The sequence below is a fragment of the Nostoc piscinale CENA21 genome (genome assembly GCF_001298445.1).
Lineage (GTDB): Bacteria > Cyanobacteriota > Cyanobacteriia > Cyanobacteriales > Nostocaceae > Nostoc_B > Nostoc_B piscinale_A.
In genome coordinates this window covers 4,247,184-4,264,718 of the sequence record NZ_CP012036.1, presented here as the reverse complement: position 1 = coordinate 4,264,718, position 17,535 = coordinate 4,247,184, and the positions used below count along the sequence as shown (strand labels likewise).

The following is a 17,535-nucleotide window of genomic DNA, read 5'->3' as shown; positions in this document are numbered from 1 at the left end:
AAGATAAAAATATAACCTTTGAAGGGTGATTCTTGATTCAGAAAAATATTATAAGTAGAAAAATAGGGTTAGAGGAGACAGCCAACATGAATAGCACAAAAGCTGCTCTCAGGGATGAAGTTAGACAACTCGCTGAGGAAGCTTTTCACTTGAAACTGATTTCGGGCTATGGTGATGGCCCAGATGTCGAAGAATTCCAAATTGTTTATCAGGGTAAACCACGACATTTACCTCTGGAACAAGCACGACTATTTTTAGTTAACTTACTTTACAAAATTCGTCCGCAGTAGCAGTTTCCCTGGAGATTTTTGCATAATCTCTACATTTATCATGTCAGGGCAATAACAAAAGCCCGTACGATCAGAGGGATAAATACATTTTTAATACATTAGTAATTGGTAATTCTGCTAAATAAATTACCAATTACTCCTATGCTTTTCTATCTCTTTGCGTTTTGGCGCTGCGGTAGTCATTATGATGGGCTGAACCCGGAAAATACTGCTTTCTGTACGCGAAATAAACCATTATTTCTGTCTAAAAGTTTATACAAGATAATTATTGGATTTAACTATACATAAAGTTATATAAATTTTAGCTTCTCCTAGTAAAAATTAATCTACCAGAGGGCTGATTGGATTGTATTAATTGTCATGGTTTATTGAAATTAATTAAATTAATTCTTAAGCCGGTTATCCGGGAGGCATTATGACAGAGGCTACACATAAACGCCAGCTGGTAATTATTGGCGGCGCAGAAGATAAAGAAGGAGATTGCGTAATTCTGCGAGAGTTTGTCCGTCGGGCTGGGGGTACAAAAGCCAATATTGTAATTATGACAGCCGCCACAGAACTACCCAGAGAAGTGGGAGAAAATTACATTAGAGTTTTTGAACGGCTAGGTGCAGAACACGTTCGCATTATTGATACAGAAACTCGTGAAGATGCTAGGTCTTCTACGGCTTTAGAAGCAATTAGTAAGGCGACTGGGATATTTTTTACTGGCGGAGACCAAGCCAGAATTACTAGCATTCTCAAAGATACCGAAATTGATGCCGCGATTCACCAACGTTACGCGGAAGGCGCAGTGATCGCAGGTACTAGTGCTGGTGCGGCTGTGATGCCCGATAAAATGATTGTTGAGGGTGATTCTCAAAGTACACCAAAGATGGAAATTGTGGAAATGGGGCCTGGTCTTGGTTTTCTCCCAGGGGTGGTGATTGATCAACATTTCTTGCAACGCGGACGTTTAGGACGTTTGATTACAGCCTTAGTCCGTGAACCTGCGGTGTTAGGATTTGGCATTGATGAGAATACAGCGATCGCAGTAACTGATGACCAAATCGAAATTATTGGTGAAGGTTCAGTTACCATCGTGGATGAATCTGATTCTACATATAACAATGCAAGTGAAATTCTCCGCGATGAACCTTTAGCAATTTGTGGTGCGAAACTACACATTTTGCCACATGGTTATAAATTTAACTTAAAGACGCGGCAAGCAATTCTGACTAATGGTGTTGTTGCTAGTGAAGCGATGAATCAGTCTGTAGCGGTATAGAGATAAAGGGGTGTAGGGGTGTGAGGATGTATGTAGGTGTTCAAACCCCTTACACCATTTCACGAAAAATCTAATACAGATGTAAACCCTAAAATCCTGGCTACATCTGAGTTTTTTAATTGCGTTAGCGAAGTGGTAGCGAGTCTGCAATAGCGAAGCGTTAGCGAGGAACGAGCGTCGCGTCATTGTGAATTGGTATTACACCTCTACACCCTGATTTCAACCCTTAATATCGAGCTTCCTTGGTCGATAATGTGAAGAAATATTTCGCCAACAGCATCACTACTCAACAAAAAACCCGCCGAAGCGGGGGTTTCCACACAACAAAACTATAAACAGTCAACTCTTGCTTTACCAGACTTAGCCGATATATCTCATTTCGGCTTCTAGTTGATGAATTAGCTTTTCGTTACCTTGGGCTTTGGCTACTTCTAAGCGGTGTTCCAAGCTTTTTTTCAGGTTTTGTCTGTGGACTTCTTTAGCTTGTCTCATAGCCTGTAATCTATTTTGATTCATAGTTATTTCCCTCTTTATGCTTTTTTCTGTTTAGTATTGCTAATATAGCACAGGTTTTGTAGCTGTTGCTACAGAAATTAATATCTTAATATATGTGAATATTGTAAGTTTATGGCAGACAAAGCAATAAGTACCCGATCGCTCTTGACTTTACTTAGCGATTTTGGCGATCGCGATGTTTATGTCGGAGTGATGAAAGGTATAATTGCTCAAATTAACCCAGAAATCAGGGTTATAGACTTAACGCACCAAATTCCGCCACAAAATATTGTTGCTGCTAGATTTTGCTTGATGAATGCTTATCCCTACTTTCCTGATGGAACAGTACATATAGCAGTGGTAGATCCGGGAGTGGGTGGAAACCGGAGGGCGATCGCAGTAGAATTTGCTGGTGGGTTTTTAGTCGGCCCCGATAATGGCATATTTAGCGGTGTACTCAGTCAAACTCCCGCAGTGGCAGCCGTGGAACTTACAAACCCAGACTACTGGTTAACTCCCCAACCTAGCCGCACTTTTCACGGTAGAGATATTTTTGCACCTGTAGGAGCTAACCTGGCTAGTGGTGTTCCCTTGAAATATCTGGGAAAAGAAATTAATCCCACAACTTTGTTACAGATAGGGATGGGCAAATGTCAAACAACTAGCCGTGGTGTGTTGGGAAATATTCAATATATAGATCATTTTGGCAATTTAATCAGCAATATTCCTCAAAGTTGCGTGGAAGGTAAAACTTGGTACGTGGAGATTGCGGGGTTGACAATACCAGGATGTGAAACTTACAGTAATGGCGAAGTTGGGGAAGCTGTCGCCTTAGTTGGTAGTCATGGCTGGGTAGAAATCGCTATCAATGGCGGAAATGCACATTCACAGTTGCAGATTAACTACCAAGATACTTTAGAGGTGATTAATTATTAGACTAGAAACTGAGATTACTGCTAACTTATCACTGTTTTTCTATGACTACTCAAACTGTATCTCCATCACCAGTTTATCAAGGCCAGTTTGGTGAATTTACCATTGATCAAAGCGATCGCACTGGTGTAATTATCTATCGTACTGCGTTAATGGTAGCGGCACTCAGCTTTGCTGCGGGGACTGTTTTGGCATTGTTTTACAATAACCCCACTACCATCCAAGCAATTACCCCTTTATATACCTGCTTTAGTTTAGCTCTCGGTGTGAGTTTGTTGACTATTCATATTTACATGGCTTCTTTGCACCGAGTTTTACAAGTTTTTTGGTTAATTGGGAGTATTTCTGCGTTTATTTTTGCTCATTTTGACAGTCAACCTTTTGCATTGACTATCTACACGAACCCATTCACTATTTTAGGTGTAGGTTTTACTTTCGCAGCCTTAACAGGCATTTATTTTAAAGAAGCATTTTGCTTTAATCGTCTGGAAACAAAGGTTTTAACTTTCACAGTTCCCTTGCTTTTATTAGGACATTTAGTCGGAATTTTACCAGTTCAAGTAGAACAAATTTTGTTAGGAATTTGGGCAACTTTATTTTTAGTATTTGCTTTGCGAAAAACTGTACAAGCAATTCCCGCCGATATTGGTGATAAATCTGTATTTGCTTATTTAAAAGCCCAACGTTCAGCTAAGGTTTAATGTGGTTAATCAAACGTCAAGAAATTTGGACTCTTACGGCGCAGGGATGGGCGTTATGTCTGGCTATTTTGGCTAGTAATTTATTCTTTGTAATTCGGAATGTACACTCATTTCTCGCTGTAACTTCCCCCATTAAATCAGCAGATACACTCGTTATTGATGGCTGGATATGTGATTATGCTTTAGAACAAGCAGCCGGAGAATTTCAAACTGGTTCCTATCGCCAAATTATTACTATTGGCTCAAAAGTAGAACAAGGATTTTATCTGGCGGAATATCAGAATTTTGCCGAAATTGCAGCTTTGACATTGGCTAAATTGGGTGTTCCGCAAGATAAATTGATTATTGTACCTACGCCGAGTGTAGCTAAAGATAGAACTAATGCTTCTGCGGCGGCATTATTGCAATATATATCAGAAAAAAATTTACCAATTGAGTCAATTAATTTGTTGACAATTGATGCTCATGGGCGAAGAAGTTGGTTGATATTTAGAAATATATTTGCTCCCAAAATTCAAGTCGGAATTATCTCGGCTAAAACTAAAAACTATGATCCGCAAAAATGGTGGAGTTCTAGCGAAGGTGTGCGGGTAGTTATTAGTGAAGCGATCGCTTATGTGTATGCTAAGTTGATAAGCTGGAAGTTGTAGGAAGGGACGAGGGAAGAGGGACGAGGGAGACAAGGGAGACAAGGGGGACAAGGAAGCAAGACTTCTACCTTGTCCACCTTCACTCAGCACTCAGCGAGAAGTTGCGTGCGCGGGTTCCCCGCGTTGAGCAAACTTCGGTGACTCAGTACTTCAAAACCTTACTTTATATAATTCAAATAATTCGCCTGATTGCTGTGCAACTAATTTACCACCGGCGGCTTTGATGATTTTTTCCCACTCGGCTAGAGGTTCTAAAAATACTTCTGCACCTAAATAAGTTTCTAACACCGCCCAATCTTCGGCTAGAGGTTGTTGGGGGTTGAGGACATCAAAAACAAAATGTCCGCCAGATTTTAAAACTCGTTGGACTTCTCCTAAAACAATATTCCAGTATTCCAGGGGATAATAGCAACTAAAGCCGGTGGCGATCGCTAAATCAAACTGATTTAAAGCATAATTTAAACGGTGCGCTCCACCTAACTCTACACCTTTGAAGAGTTTAGAGTTTAGCTGAGAACCACGAGAATTAAGTGTATCTCGCGCGATGCTACTAATTTCTTGACCATAGAAAAATGCTTGCCAATCACGCCAAGGATAAATCAAAAAACTGACTCCGCAACCAATATCTAAACAATGTTGATTTTTCTGGGGTTGAGCAATTTCCCAAAACGGCGAAACAGCCCTCCCGGCTAAAATACCCGCTTGCCATTCTTGATATATTGGCAAATCTTGTACCTCTGGGGGTAATTCAAAAGTTTGATTTTGATATTGGCGGTTGAAGCGATAAGCTACTTGGTTAGTTCTTTCCTGCCATTTATCTGAGTGGGGACTGTTATTAAAGGGAAAACTGGGAGACGGTTTTTTAGACATAAGGCTTCACGGCTGTTGAGTGTGAGTTCTGGGTTGGGGTTGGTAAAGATTTGTGCGATCGCCCAAAGCATAACCTAAAGTTCATATTGTACAATCGCAAAAAACATCATCTGGAGAACAGCTTGCCTAAATCAATCCACTCCACTCAACCACCATTAAAATTTATTCCCCAAAATTTTAACCCGCTAATACTCCAGATGATGCGGTGGTGCTTGCCATTTATCCTGCGGTTTCGCACTCGACCTTGGTTAACGGCGGGTGTGGTTAAAATCGAAGCGGAGAATGCAGAGATATTAGCGGAACTTTATCAACAATTCCAAGCCGGCAAAATCCGCTTTTTGATAGCATTTCGTCACCCAGAAGTCGAAGATCCCTTGTGTATGTTGTATCTGCTGTCACGCCTGGTTCCCAAAGCAGCACGTCAGCATCAGATTAACTTACAAGAACCGATTCATAGTCACTTTATTTATGAACGAGGAATGACTTTATGGGCGGGAAACTGGCTGGGTTGGTTATTTTCCCGTGTGGGTGGTGTTCCTGTGCGGCGGGGGAGACGAGTTGACAAGCTGGCTATTCAAACAGCGCGAGATTTATTTGCGAATGGGAAAATACCGATCGCCGTTGCCCCGGAAGGTGGTACTAATGGTCATAGTGGCATTGTTAGTCCTTTAGAACCAGGTGTAGCGCAATTAGGTTTTTGGTGTGTGGAAGACTTGCAAAAAAGCGATCGCCCTGAAACAGTATTTATAGTACCAGTTGCCATACAGTATCGTTACGTCCAGCCACCTTGGGCAAAAATAAACTGGTTATTAAGTAAATTAGAGGCAGATAGCGGTTTAACAGTCCAGTCAATTTCGCCCTCACAAATTGATAACCCAGGTGAAATTTATCATGAACGCATTTGTCGCTTGGGTGAACATCTCATCACCGAAATGGAAGAATTTTATCGCCGCTTTTATCATCAAGATTTACCCCAAATTCCAAATCAACCATTTATTACTCGACTGCATCGTTTATTAGATACTGGCTTAAAAATTGCCGAACAATATTTTGATGTTCCCGCCCAGGGAAACTTTATTGATAGATGTCGGCGTTTAGAAGAAGCTGGTTGGAATTATATTTATCGAGACGACATTCCTGATATTAATAGCCTACCACCCTTGAAACGCGGACTAGCTGATTGGATTGCCGAAGAAGCCGACTTACGAATGCAGCACATGAGGATAGTAGAAAGTTTTGTCGCCATTACCGAAAACTATCTTAAAGAAGAACCGAGTAGCGATCGCTTCGCTGAGACTGCATTATTAATGTATGATATGCTGACGCGCATTCAAAATTCCACACTGCCAGGAAGACCGCGTTTAGGTTTACGCCAAGTAAAAATTACTGTAGGTGAACCAATTTCTGTTACCGAACGCTGGGAAAAGTCCCAAAATAACCGTCACGCAGCCAGACAAGCAGCCAGTAATTTAACCAAAGACTTGCAAACAGCATTAGAAAATTTGATTAATTAGTACAGGTGGGTGGGAAAGTTTATTCAAGAGTTCCTGTACTTTTTCCGAGTTTTTTGAACCGCTTGCACTCATACATTTTCATATCTGCAAGGGTGATGAGTTGGTCTAAAGGAATGGGTTGATGAGGATCATAAGCTTGAAAACCCAAAAGGAGCGATCGCATCCTCATCAACGTAATAGCAATAACCATTGTCTCGTAAAATAAAACTAGCTCCATCAGACCCAGTGATTTGCCGCGCCGCTGCTCTCACAATTTCAATAACGCGCTCTAAAGTATGGGCGAGGGATAAATCTTGAACTACTACCAATAAATTTTCCATTGCTCGTAAATATACTTGTATCGAAGTATCTTTAATATCTAAAACCAGTGAACAATGTAGCGGCGATTCCACATTTATAGTCATATATCCCTCAAGAAGCCATTAAATTGATACTTCCCTCTGAGAATTATTCAGTATAAATTTGTAAAAAAATGTAATATGTAGATTTTTATTTTCCCAACCTTGAGACCAGACACGATATGATTCTTTGTGCATTTATCAAAACAATGAATACCCGACGCTCTTGATTCTGACTTCTGAATTCTTCTTCAAGGTTGGCTTTGCAAAATAATGCTAGATTGGCTTTATCGTTACCCGACGCTCTACCCTGGTGTTTTACTCAAACGCTACAAACGGTTTTTTGCTGATGTGCAGCTTGCTGATGGTCAAATCGTCACAGCACATTGTCCCAACACAGGGCCGATGACTGGAGTTTCTACTCTTGGTAGTTTGGTGCAATTATCTCTCAGTGATAACCCTAACCGTAAACTGGCTTACACCCTAGAACTCATTCAAGTACACGATAATGAACCAACTTGGGTAGGTGTCAATACAGCTTTACCTAATCGCATCGTCAAACTAGCTTTAGCAAAATACTTATTTCCCGAATTAGGTAACTACAGCCAAATCAAAGGTGAAGTGGTTTATGGCGTAGATAAAAAAAAGTCGTGTGGATTTTTTGTTAACAGGTAGTGATGCAGAACGCCCGATATATTTAGAAGTTAAAAATACAACTTGGGCGCAAGGAACCTTAGCATTATTTCCTGATACAGAAACCACCAGAGGACAAAAACACCTGCGCGAATTAATGGCGCTGCTACCGACAAATCGGGCTGTGATGTTGTACTTTATCAACCGGGGTGATTGTACAGAGTTTGCCCCTGGTGATACTACAGATCCAATATATGGCCAGTTATTGCGGCAAGCGATCGCTCTTGGTTTAGAAGTATTACCTTGTCGGTTTGATATTTCTCCCGGAGGTATCCGTTATTTAGGTTTGGCAAAACTCATCATTTAAATTTAGAACTTACGCACCAAGATTATCTGTGAAAAATGGTATCGGGGTGAAAGGGTATGGGGTGTAAGGGTTTTGGAGATATATACCCATATACCCCTACACCCTTACACCCATTCTCAACAGACAACAGTCTTGTTAAAGTTGATGGGTAGCCAGAAAAGCCTCGACTTCTGCGGCTGTTGGTTGAGAAGCGATCGCACCTGGTTTAATCGTAGTTAATGCTCCCACAGCACTAGCATAAGTAACAATGCGTTTTGCTGTGTCTGCATCTGCCAATTTTTTGATCCCGTGCTGACTTAATTGGTGGATAAATCCCGCCAAAAAGCTATCTCCCGCGCCAGTGGTGTCAGCTACTTTCACCGGAAAAGAAGGTAATATTCCTTCGTTACCACTTAAGCAATAGGCGCAACCTTTATCACCGTCAGTTATCAGCACTCCTTCCACAGAATCTAAACGGTAAGTAATGGCTCCCGCATCGGCGGTATCAAAAAGCCATTCTGCTTCCTCTTTGGAGAGTTTGAGAAAGTCAATCCGCTTAAATGTATCTTGAATTTTTTGCCGCGCGATATTTTGGTCTTGCCAAAATACTGGTCGCCAGTTGACATCTAGCACAATCTTCAGGTCAAATTGTTCTGCCAAATCTAAAGCGCGATAAACTGCCTGTTCGCTGTCAGGATAGGCTAATTCTAAAGTACCCAAAACCAGAAAATCTGCCTCTTGAAACAGCGCAGTGGGTAATTGCTGGGCTTGTAGACGGGTGTCGGCAAATTCAGATGTATCATACTGACCGAAGCCAGCGAAATTGCGATCGCCCGCCAAATCTCGCACTACATACACCTGTCGCGTTGGTGCAGTCGGATGACGTTGTACACCCGTTATCTCTACCCCAATTTCCTGGAGTAACTGAACCAGCTCATTCCCCGGTTCATCTTCACCTACAGCGCCAACAAATCCGGCGGAAGTTCCGAGTTTCACCAACGCACAGGCCACATTAGCTGGCGCTCCTCCAGGGTAAGGAGTCCAAGACTGTACCTCCTCCAGTTTTAGCCCCAATTGATCGGCTAAACAATCGAACAGAATTTCACCAAGACACAAAACACGGGGATTGCTCATCTCACTTTAGATTTGCGATTTAGGTTGAGGAAGCAAAGAATAATCCTGATATCAGAATTATTCTGCTTGAACCCAGAACTCTCAATTCTGAGTTTTTCCTATTGACCCCTAACTTTTAAGTTCTTGTGAGGTCAGTATAAAATCTACAATAATCTTGTCGTTCTGTCGCCAGTCCTTCATACAATTCAATAGCATTTTTTGTTACTCCTACTGAATCTGTAGGCTTTAATATCAGCTTTTATTTATCAGTGTTAATGCTTAATAAAATCTTTAGAATAAGTATTATAAATGACATTTAAGTTGTGGTATGTAAATTTTCCCTTGAGTTAAACTTGAAAAAAATTATTGTCAATCGTATTACAGCTAACACTTCAAATCCCTACCAACAAAAGAATCTTCTAGAATTAAAGAGAGTGATTAAGTACATATACCAAGGGAGGATATAATCAGTCATGGCTGGTGGCGAGTCCCAGACCCCTGTTACTCTGTCAGACAGAGAACTGCAAATTATCGACTTAGTGGCCGCTGGCTTAACTAACCAAGAGATTGCAGCAAAATTGGAAATTAGCAAGCGAACAGTTGATAACCACATCAGCAATATTCTCACCAAAACCCAAACAGAAAACCGAGTGGCACTTGTGCGCTGGGCTTTACAGTGGGGCAAGGTCTGTTTGGATGATGTGAATTGCTGTCCTCTGCCTAACCAAAACGAATGAATTGCTACAGATGCGGTCAATGGCGTTTGGCAGATGCCATAAATCGCGTCTAATCTGGCGATAAATTTCATTTGGTGTGCAGCTACGACATTTTCATGGTTCACTGCTTGTTTTACTCCTCACGCATCTATTTCAGCGTGAACCTCTAGTTCTCGCTAGCATCAACATCAGGCAGAACAGATTACTTAGTTATTAGTTATCGTGCAGAATTGTTACCGTTGATTCAGTTTTACAAAACTGGCTCAACGGTACATTTCACCATATTTAAAAAGATATTTATCCAGTCATCAATAAAAATTAGCAATAATCTTTTGCCGCAAGCGTTACATTTGTAAGAAATCTATGTTGCTCCATCAGTTTGGGGAGCAGTGTGACTATGGAAACTTCTGCTTCTGTTCAAGGTGGCTCGTCTTCCTTTAACTTTTTTAACTTTGACTTTACTACGCCGCAATCTAACCTAGATGCTGATTTAGTCAGACAGCTATCATTTATTCCTGGTTTGAAAGAAATTATTATGCTGCGGCAAGTTCACGCCCTAGAACATGCTACAGTTTGGGTTTTGAGTGAAACTAAGAATGTCCATACTCCTCCAGGGAGACCCAATACAGTTCAACTTGATAACGAATTATTAGGTGGTTTATCTACAGATCAAGGATTTTACCTTTATGGTGAAGTCAATATCAGCAACTTGCGACGGGCAGTCAGCCAAGCCCTTTATCGTCTGACACATGGTGAGTGGGATTTAGCAGTACATCCCCGTTGTGGTACAAATCTCTCAGTCACAATGTTGTTAACAGCCGGACTTGCTGTCGGTGTCAATTTGTTGCTTCCCTTTCGTCCGGTTGAACAATTAATTGGTCTAGGACTAGCCGCCACCACAGCCGCAGAAATCGCCCCAGATTTAGGTTCAATAGCCCAGCGTTATCTCACCACAGCTATTCCGTTTAACCTAGCAGTAGAAAATATTACCGTGGCTCGTGATGTTTGGGGACGGCAAGGACATTTTGTCAAGGTAAAATGGCGAGAGTGAAATTAATTCGTAACTTATAATTTATAATGCGAAAGCTTTATTTTCTATTGCCTGGAACTCAGGGCAGATTTGTCTGTGGTGGTCTCTGGGCAGAATTAAAAACCTTGAAACTTGCTCAACAGATTTGCAGTGCGGAAGTTGTAACTTACCGCCAACGAGAAGCCGATAAGTTGTTTTTAGATGACTTACTGAGAGAAGCAAATTTAGATAATGCCATCTTTGTTATTAGTTGGGGATTTGATATCGCTAAATTAGTTGCCAAACTCAAGCAGTACAATGTCGTATATCATGCCCATAGTTCTGGTTACAAATTTAATTTACCTCCAGGGATTCCCATTATTACTGTTAGCCGCAACACATTAGGTTATTGGGGGCAGAAGTCGCCGAATAACCTCATATATTATTTGCCGAATGAAATTAGCCCAGAATTTAAAAATTTACATTTAGAACGAGATATCGATGTGTTAGTTCAGGCGCGAAAGTCTTCGGAGTATTTATTAACAGAGCTAATTCCCACGTTAAAACAAAAATGCAATGTGCATTTAGTTGACTATTATGTAGAAGATTTACCGGGATTATTTAATCAGGCTAAAATTTATCTTTATGATTCGGCGGAATATTGGGCGCAACAAACTGTCAGTGAAGGCTTTGGACTGCAACCGATGGAAGCTTTAGCTTGTGGGTGTCAGGTATTTTCTAGCGTTAATGGTGGGCTTTCTGATTATTTAGACCCTGGGTTTAATAGTTATAAAATTGCTAATTATTCCAAAGAATATGATGTAGCCAAGATTCTGAAAGTGCTGCAATCTTCTACAGGTTTAAGTTTGTCAGAAGAAGTACTGAAAGAGTATCGCTACGAAAATATTATTCAAAGACTGCGAGTAATTTTAAAGGAATTAAATGAATTTTTTGATCACAAACAGCATTATCAATCTAACATACCCACATTGACGCAATTACGCTTAAATCAATTAAGAATTAAAAATCTCTACAAAAAAGTGAAGAAAAAATATTTTCATGCTTGATTAGATATAGCAGTCCTAAATAATGCTTGAACCGAAAGATCCCCGACTTCTTCAAGAAGTCGGGGATCTGAGCCTCTCGATGAGTAATTAATAATGAGTAATAAGTAAATTTCTGACTCATTACTCATTATTAATTACTTTTTTCAATCAGTTGCTGTACTTTATAAACATCGAATCTGTTATGTATAGACAACTGTGCCAGTTTTGCAAATGGAACACAGTTAACTTGATAGGTGATTACATTTTAATTGCTTGCGGATAAGATGGAATTGCACTTGTAGGTATCACATATAACTTAAATTCAGGGGTTAGAGTATGAAACGCCCATTTATAACTTTAGCTGTGATTGTCAGTGCGATCGCTCTTGCTCATCCTGTCCAAGCGCAACAACAGGAACTTGCGCCACTGACTATCGAAAGCCGCGAAGCCGCCACCCTGATCACTGAACCAATTACAATCAACAGTAGCGCAGTTAGCAACAGCGATCGCGCTCAAGCCTTAAGACAAATTGCTAACACTATTGGCCGCGTCCGTGAAGAAAAGGGCTGCAAAAATATTAAACCACTAGAAATTCTCAACGACCCAGAAGCAGCAATTAAAGAGTGCGAAAAGCCAAATAATAGCCAACCGAATCAACGTAACGGTGAACCAGTAGATTATTTAAAGGTTCCGCGACTAGATTCTGGTGGTGTCAGTTTGACAGTGACTCAGTTTTAAAACAATCTCTTAACATTTAGGGGCATAGGCTTGGCTTTATCAAAGGTTACAGCCATTCGCCCTTATACCAAATCGATATGAAGAAGTATATTATTAGCCTGCGAAGGTGATCACTGAGCTTGTCGAAGTTCAGGATTTGTTTGTATAGCCCCCAACTTCCCGTCTGAGGGGTTTATTTTATTCAAAAACAAAAGACCGAATCATTTTTTCTGCTATAGGTAAAAATTTATCATATTCATCAACAGTTGCAGTGTAAGTAATAATATAGGCATTATCATTTTGTAAAGTCCAAACTTGCAGACTCTTTAACCGTCCATTATCAATTTTCCCTGTAAAGACTAGTTGATTTGCTCGCTGATTAGCCAGTGTTGTTTCACTAGAACTTTCTATTTGAGCATCATCTACTGTATTTTTGACTTCCCGAATAAATAAATCTTTTGACTCGTCTAAAGTACTTGAAAGTGGTTCAACCCGAATAGTTACAAGTTCTTGAAATTGGTCATAATCGCTTTGTTTTGGTGCTAAGAAAGTAACTATATCTTGTGTCACAGCATTTGGTGTTTCTTGCACTGCCCAATTATCAGGATAGTTAATTTTTACTCCATGAGCAGCATAGTTTGAAAAATTGGTTTGATTAATTTTGATTTGAGATAAAAGTATTAATCCAACTGCAACTGCGGCTGTAATTCCTAAACCCATCACCCATTTTTTCGGCAAAGATTGTTTGAGTTTAGTTAATGGTGCTTTCTCAAGCATTTCTAATGCTTGTAATACCGACTCGGCTGTAGGGTAACGCTGGCGAAAATCATAGCGCACCATTTTATCTAAAATAGCGGCAAACTGGGGGCTAACTTTCACTTTATCACGCCAATCAATTTCGCCTGTATTTGGGTTTCTGGGGATTGAATGGCTACCAGCCGCCGGATTTATCCCTGTTAAAGCTAGGATAGCAATCATTCCCACTGCATAAATATCGCTACTTAAATGGGGATTACTATTAGCCTGTTCACTGGGCATATAACCAGGTGTACCAATAGCAACAGTAAAACTTGTTTGTCCAGCGGTGTTGGCTACTTGGGTACTAATTTGTTTGACTGCGCCAAAGTCGATTAAAACTATTTTGCCATCTGATTCTCGGCGGCGAATATTTTCAGGTTTGAGATCCCGATGAATCACATGATTTTGATGCACAAATGCTAAAACCGCCAGTATCTCTTTTAACAATTTAATTACAGCAGTTTCGCTTAATTTATCACTGAGTGGCGGTAATTCTTGTTTGAGATCATGACCGGGAATAAATTCTTGGACTAAAAAGAATTCTTCATTTTCCGCAAAGTGAGCCAGTAATTGGGGAAGTTGGTCATGTTTTCCTAACATTTCCAAAATCGCGGCTTCTAAGTCAAAAAAGCGTTTAGCTGCATTTAAGGTGTAGGGATCATTCGCCAGTGGCTTAAATTGCTTAACAACACACTGGGGATTTCCAGGTCGTTGTATATCTTGAGCGATAAAAGTCGTGCCAAATCCTCCCCGTCCTAACTGAGTAAGAATTTGGTAGCGTCCCCCGACCGTTTGACCCAGCATGAAGTTTCCCCTCTCTTTGAGAACACCCACTCACTGATTTGCTAATCTTGATTTTTGCACATACAGCAGAATTCAGCAGTCAGAATTCCGAATTCCGAATGATCATTAGCTTTCTACAGTTTTGCCAATCTATTGTAATAAAGTGTTAAGTAGTAGCTGGTAGCAAGTAGAGTTGTCATATAGCAATCCGGTTGGATTTGTAAACTACTCGTAGAAACAGGAGTAGATTTGTGAGTAACCCATTCCAGATTGCTAAGTGCTGAATTGGTGAAAGTGCATCTTCTATGTTTAATCAATACAAGTAAATAAATTGAAGTTTGCGTATGAGTATTAGTCTGTGCATGATTGTAAAAAATGAAGAAACTACGCTACCGAAGTGCTTAAATAGTGTTAAGGATTTCGTGGATGAAATGGTAGTGTTAGATACAGGTTCTAGCGATCGCACTCCCGAAATCGCCCAACAATTCGGCGCAAAAGTACATCATTTTCAATGGACTAATAACTTTAGTACTGCTCGGAATGCCGCTTTAAAATATGTTACTGGTGATTGGGTGTTGGTGTTAGATGCGGATGAAATACTCACACCCAGCATTGTGCCACAGCTACAGGATGCAATTCAAAGTGATGAATATATCTTAATTAATCTCATCCGCCAAGAAATTGGTGCAGTCCAATCTCCCTATTCTTTGGTTTCGCGGTTGTTTCGCAATCATCCTGAAATTCGCTTTGAGCGGCCTTATCATGCCTTAGTGGATGATAGTGTAGCGGCGATTTTAAAAAAAAGAACCTCATTGGCAAGTAGGTTATTTGCAGGGTATAGCAATTCTGCATACAGGGTATCAAAAAAGAGCGATCGCCCAAAATAATAAATACACCAAAGCCCAAGCCGCAATGTTAGAGTTTCTCGCTACTCATCCCAATGATCCTTATGTTTGCAGTAAATTAGGGGCGCTTTACGTTGAAACTGGCAAACTTGCTCAAGGTGTAGAGTTATTGCAAAGGGGACTCAACCAAGCCAGTGGTAAGTCACCCCAAGATTGGGTGACAGCAAATCAATCAGCAGAAAACTACGAAATTTTATATGAACTCCATTATCATTTAGGGATTGCGTACAATCATTTAAAACAGACGCAATCAGCCCTAGAACACTACCAAGCTGCAATTAAATTACCGATTTATCCAATGCTCAAGTTAGGAGCATATAACAATTTAGGTAACTTACTCAAAGATGCAGGAGATTTAAACAACGCCAAAAAAGCTTACGAAACAGCTTTAAAGATTGACCCAGATTTTGCGACTGGATATTATAACTTAGGGATGACATTAAAGGCTTTGAATTTATTTACTGATGCGATCGCTTGTTATCAAAAAGCCATCAAATTAAATCCTTATTACGCAGAAGCATATCAAAATTTAGGCGTAGTACAGCTAAAAGTTGGTAATCTCCAAGCTAGTCTGACAGCATTTAAAAATGCCATTCTTCTCCACGAACAGCAGCAAAATCTCGCAGAAGCCAAAAGACTGCACCAAGGTTTATATGAAATGGGATTAATCAAGTAGCGATTCACAAGCTATTAAGTATATCAGAATCTCTGCCTAGTAAAACCGTGATTTAATTAGCCTTCTGACTCCTGAATTCTGACTTCTATGGGACTTACGCAATAATTCTCTCAAACTCTTATAACTTCGTGTCCTTTGCGTCCTTTGCGGTTCGTTTCTTCATACTTTTGCGGTAAGGATTCAGGTCTAAATTCCTCGCCCAGTTTGGACTGGGACAACTTGTGAGTTAGAAAATTACGTAATAATAAAAGATGAGTGTTTTTTTGGCAGAAAGATTGAGTATGAAATTCATACTTGATATTTGGCTGCAAAACTAACCACCCCCTCTTTGAGCATTAATTGAGCATTTTAGAGGACTCACAAGCTAAAAACCTTATAGATTCGAGATAATGCGAGTAATTTTGATGACAGGCAAAGGCGGTGTGGGAAAAACCTCTGTTGCTGCCGCTACGGGACTTCGTTGTGCAGAACTTGGCTATCGTACACTAGTTTTAAGTACAGATCCCGCCCATTCCTTAGCCGATAGTTTTGATTTAGAACTAGAACATGCACCCAAACAAATTCGCCCAAATTTATGGGGTGCAGAACTAGATGCACTGCAAGAACTTGAAGGTAACTGGGGTGCTGTGAAGCGATACATTACCCAGGTTTTGCAGGCGCGGGGCTTAGAAGGAGTGCAAGCGGAAGAATTGGCGATTCTACCAGGTATGGATGAAATTTTCAGCTTGGTAAGAATGAAACGCCACTATGATGAAGGGGATTTTGATGTTTTAATTATTGACTCAGCCCCCACCGGCACAGCTTTGCGCTTGTTAAGCTTACCAGAAGTCGGCGGTTGGTATATGCGCCGCTTTTACAAACCATTTCAAAATATCTCTGTAGCGTTGCGTCCTTTAGTGGAACCAATTTTTAAACCAATTGCTGGGTTTTCTCTACCCGACAAAGAGGTAATGGATGCACCTTACGAATTTTATGAACAAATTGAGGCGCTCGAAAAGGTATTAACAGATAATACCCAAACTTCTGTGCGTCTTGTCACCAATCCCGAAAAGATGGTGATTAAAGAATCGCTACGCGCCCATGCTTATTTAAGCTTATACAATGTAGCTACAGATTTAGTAGTTGCTAACAGGATTATTCCGCCGGAAGTCGAAGATCCATTTTTCCAACGTTGGAAACAAAATCAAGAACAGTATCGTCAAGAAATTCACGAAAATTTCCATCCTCTGCCAGTCAAAGAAGTGCCACTGTTTTCAGAAGAAATGTGTGGATTAGCTGCTCTAGAAAGACTCAAGGAAATTCTCTACAAAGATGAAGACCCTAGCCAAGTTTATTATAAAGAAACAACAGTTAGAGTCGTACAAGAAAAGAATGAGTACAGTTTGGAACTGTATTTACCAGGTATTCCAAAACACCAAATTCAGCTAAGTAAAACAGGTGATGAGTTGAATATCACAATCGGTAATCATCGCCGCAATTTGGTTTTACCACAAGCTTTAGCAGCACTACAGCCGGCTGGTGCCAAGATGGAAGAAGACTATTTAAGAATTCGTTTTGCTGATAATAACAGAGTTTAATTCTCTGAGTAATCAGCCGCAAGGAAGAATTAATACTTAACAATAGAGACACAGCTTAGTTGTGGTCTCTATTTTTTTTGAAAAACATAAATATCTGACTTTTTTAAACTTTTTACTAGGAAAAATTTATCAAAAATCTATAAAATGATGGGATTTTT

The 17,535-nt window shown here is 40.3% G+C and carries 16 protein-coding genes and 2 pseudogenes; 13 read left to right on the top strand and 5 right to left on the bottom strand.

All coding sequences use genetic code 11. The features are described 5' to 3' along the window. The first annotated feature begins 86 nt into the window (after positions 1 to 86). Positions 87 to 290: a hypothetical protein gene (locus tag ACX27_RS18520; RefSeq protein WP_062294897.1), complete on the top strand. Its 204-nt coding sequence runs from the start codon at positions 87 to 89 to the stop codon at positions 288 to 290. Positions 291 to 705: 415 nt separating this feature from the next. Next, a complete protein-coding gene (locus ACX27_RS18515) occupies positions 706 to 1,557 on the top strand; it encodes a cyanophycinase (RefSeq protein WP_062294896.1) in 852 nt (283 codons plus the stop codon). 360 nt (positions 1,558 to 1,917) lie between these two features. On the opposite strand, the gene pirA is transcribed toward ACX27_RS18515, so the two are convergent. Further along, positions 1,918 to 2,073, bottom strand: coding sequence for an arginine synthesis PII-interacting regulator PirA (gene pirA / locus ACX27_RS32935; protein WP_200929820.1), 156 nt, complete (start codon positions 2,071 to 2,073; stop codon positions 1,918 to 1,920). A gap of 111 nt (positions 2,074 to 2,184) precedes the next feature. Between pirA and ACX27_RS18510 the strand changes: the two genes are divergently transcribed. Genes ACX27_RS18510 through ACX27_RS18500 form a run of 3 tightly spaced genes read left to right on the top strand, consistent with a single transcriptional unit; the run spans position 2,185 to position 4,336 of the window. Then, complete coding sequence (locus ACX27_RS18510) at positions 2,185 to 2,988, top strand: SAM hydrolase/SAM-dependent halogenase family protein (protein ID WP_062294895.1); 804 nt, start codon at positions 2,185 to 2,187, stop codon at positions 2,986 to 2,988. 41 nt (positions 2,989 to 3,029) lie between these two features. Beyond that, positions 3,030 to 3,686 (top strand): DUF2301 domain-containing membrane protein, encoded by a 657-nt coding sequence (locus ACX27_RS18505; protein ID WP_062294894.1) that lies wholly within the window; start codon positions 3,030 to 3,032, stop codon positions 3,684 to 3,686. After that, on the top strand, positions 3,686 to 4,336 hold the full coding sequence (locus ACX27_RS18500; protein ID WP_062294893.1) for a YdcF family protein: 651 nt from the start codon (positions 3,686 to 3,688) through the stop codon (positions 4,334 to 4,336). The genes ACX27_RS18505 and ACX27_RS18500 overlap by 1 nt, the downstream gene beginning before the upstream one ends. Positions 4,337 to 4,486: 150 nt before the next feature. Here ACX27_RS18500 and ACX27_RS18495 read toward each other — a convergent pair whose 3' ends face one another. Next, a complete protein-coding gene (locus ACX27_RS18495) occupies positions 4,487 to 5,206 on the bottom strand; it encodes a class I SAM-dependent methyltransferase (RefSeq protein ID WP_062294892.1) in 720 nt (239 codons plus the stop codon). A gap of 122 nt (positions 5,207 to 5,328) precedes the next feature. Here ACX27_RS18495 and ACX27_RS18490 point away from each other — a divergent pair, with 122 nt between their 5' ends. Further along, positions 5,329 to 6,720 (top strand): lysophospholipid acyltransferase family protein, encoded by a 1,392-nt coding sequence (locus tag ACX27_RS18490; RefSeq protein ID WP_083468772.1) that lies wholly within the window; start codon positions 5,329 to 5,331, stop codon positions 6,718 to 6,720. Between the two features lie 128 nt (positions 6,721 to 6,848). Here ACX27_RS18490 and ACX27_RS18485 read toward each other — a convergent pair whose 3' ends face one another. Next, on the bottom strand, positions 6,849 to 7,124 hold the full coding sequence (locus tag ACX27_RS18485) for a hypothetical protein (protein WP_062294891.1): 276 nt from the start codon (positions 7,122 to 7,124) through the stop codon (positions 6,849 to 6,851). Positions 7,125 to 7,331: 207 nt separating this feature from the next. On the opposite strand from ACX27_RS18485, the pseudogene sfsA reads away from it, so the two are divergent. Continuing rightward, positions 7,332 to 8,058, top strand: a pseudogene (gene sfsA / locus ACX27_RS18480) (DNA/RNA nuclease SfsA). Between the two features lie 135 nt (positions 8,059 to 8,193). On the opposite strand, the gene ACX27_RS18475 reads toward sfsA, so the two are convergent. After that, positions 8,194 to 9,171, bottom strand: coding sequence for a carbohydrate kinase family protein (locus ACX27_RS18475; RefSeq protein ID WP_062294890.1), 978 nt, complete (start codon positions 9,169 to 9,171; stop codon positions 8,194 to 8,196). Between the two features lie 452 nt (positions 9,172 to 9,623). Here ACX27_RS18475 and pedR point away from each other — a divergent pair, with 452 nt between their 5' ends. From pedR to ACX27_RS18455, 4 genes are all read left to right on the top strand, one after another. Continuing rightward, entirely contained in the window at positions 9,624 to 9,887 is a 264-nt protein-coding gene (gene pedR, locus ACX27_RS18470) for a photosynthetic electron transport-dependent transcriptional regulator PedR (protein WP_062294889.1), read from the top strand. A 376-nt stretch (positions 9,888 to 10,263) separates the two neighbouring features. Next, on the top strand, positions 10,264 to 10,917 hold the full coding sequence (locus ACX27_RS18465) for a DUF6391 domain-containing protein (RefSeq protein ID WP_062294888.1): 654 nt from the start codon (positions 10,264 to 10,266) through the stop codon (positions 10,915 to 10,917). A 26-nt stretch (positions 10,918 to 10,943) separates the two neighbouring features. After that, positions 10,944 to 11,942 (top strand): glycosyltransferase, encoded by a 999-nt coding sequence (locus ACX27_RS18460; RefSeq protein WP_062294887.1) that lies wholly within the window; start codon positions 10,944 to 10,946, stop codon positions 11,940 to 11,942. A gap of 315 nt (positions 11,943 to 12,257) precedes the next feature. Further along, positions 12,258 to 12,659, top strand: coding sequence for a hypothetical protein (locus ACX27_RS18455; RefSeq protein ID WP_062294886.1), 402 nt, complete (start codon positions 12,258 to 12,260; stop codon positions 12,657 to 12,659). Positions 12,660 to 12,836: 177 nt separating this feature from the next. On the opposite strand, the gene ACX27_RS18450 is transcribed toward ACX27_RS18455, so the two are convergent. Then, positions 12,837 to 14,240 carry a serine/threonine-protein kinase gene (locus ACX27_RS18450; protein ID WP_062294885.1) on the bottom strand — a complete coding sequence of 468 codons (1,404 nt, stop codon included), beginning with the start codon at positions 14,238 to 14,240 and terminating at the stop codon, positions 12,837 to 12,839. A gap of 323 nt (positions 14,241 to 14,563) precedes the next feature. On the opposite strand from ACX27_RS18450, the pseudogene ACX27_RS18445 reads away from it, so the two are divergent. Both ACX27_RS18445 and ACX27_RS18440 read left to right on the top strand, forming a co-directional pair. Continuing rightward, positions 14,564 to 15,800 (top strand): annotated as a pseudogene (locus ACX27_RS18445) (glycosyltransferase family 2 protein). A gap of 389 nt (positions 15,801 to 16,189) precedes the next feature. Beyond that, the gene (locus ACX27_RS18440; RefSeq protein ID WP_062294884.1) at positions 16,190 to 17,377 is read left to right on the top strand and encodes a TRC40/GET3/ArsA family transport-energizing ATPase; all 1,188 of its coding nucleotides are present in this window, start codon (positions 16,190 to 16,192) and stop codon (positions 17,375 to 17,377) included. Positions 17,378 to 17,535: the final 158 nt, after the last annotated feature.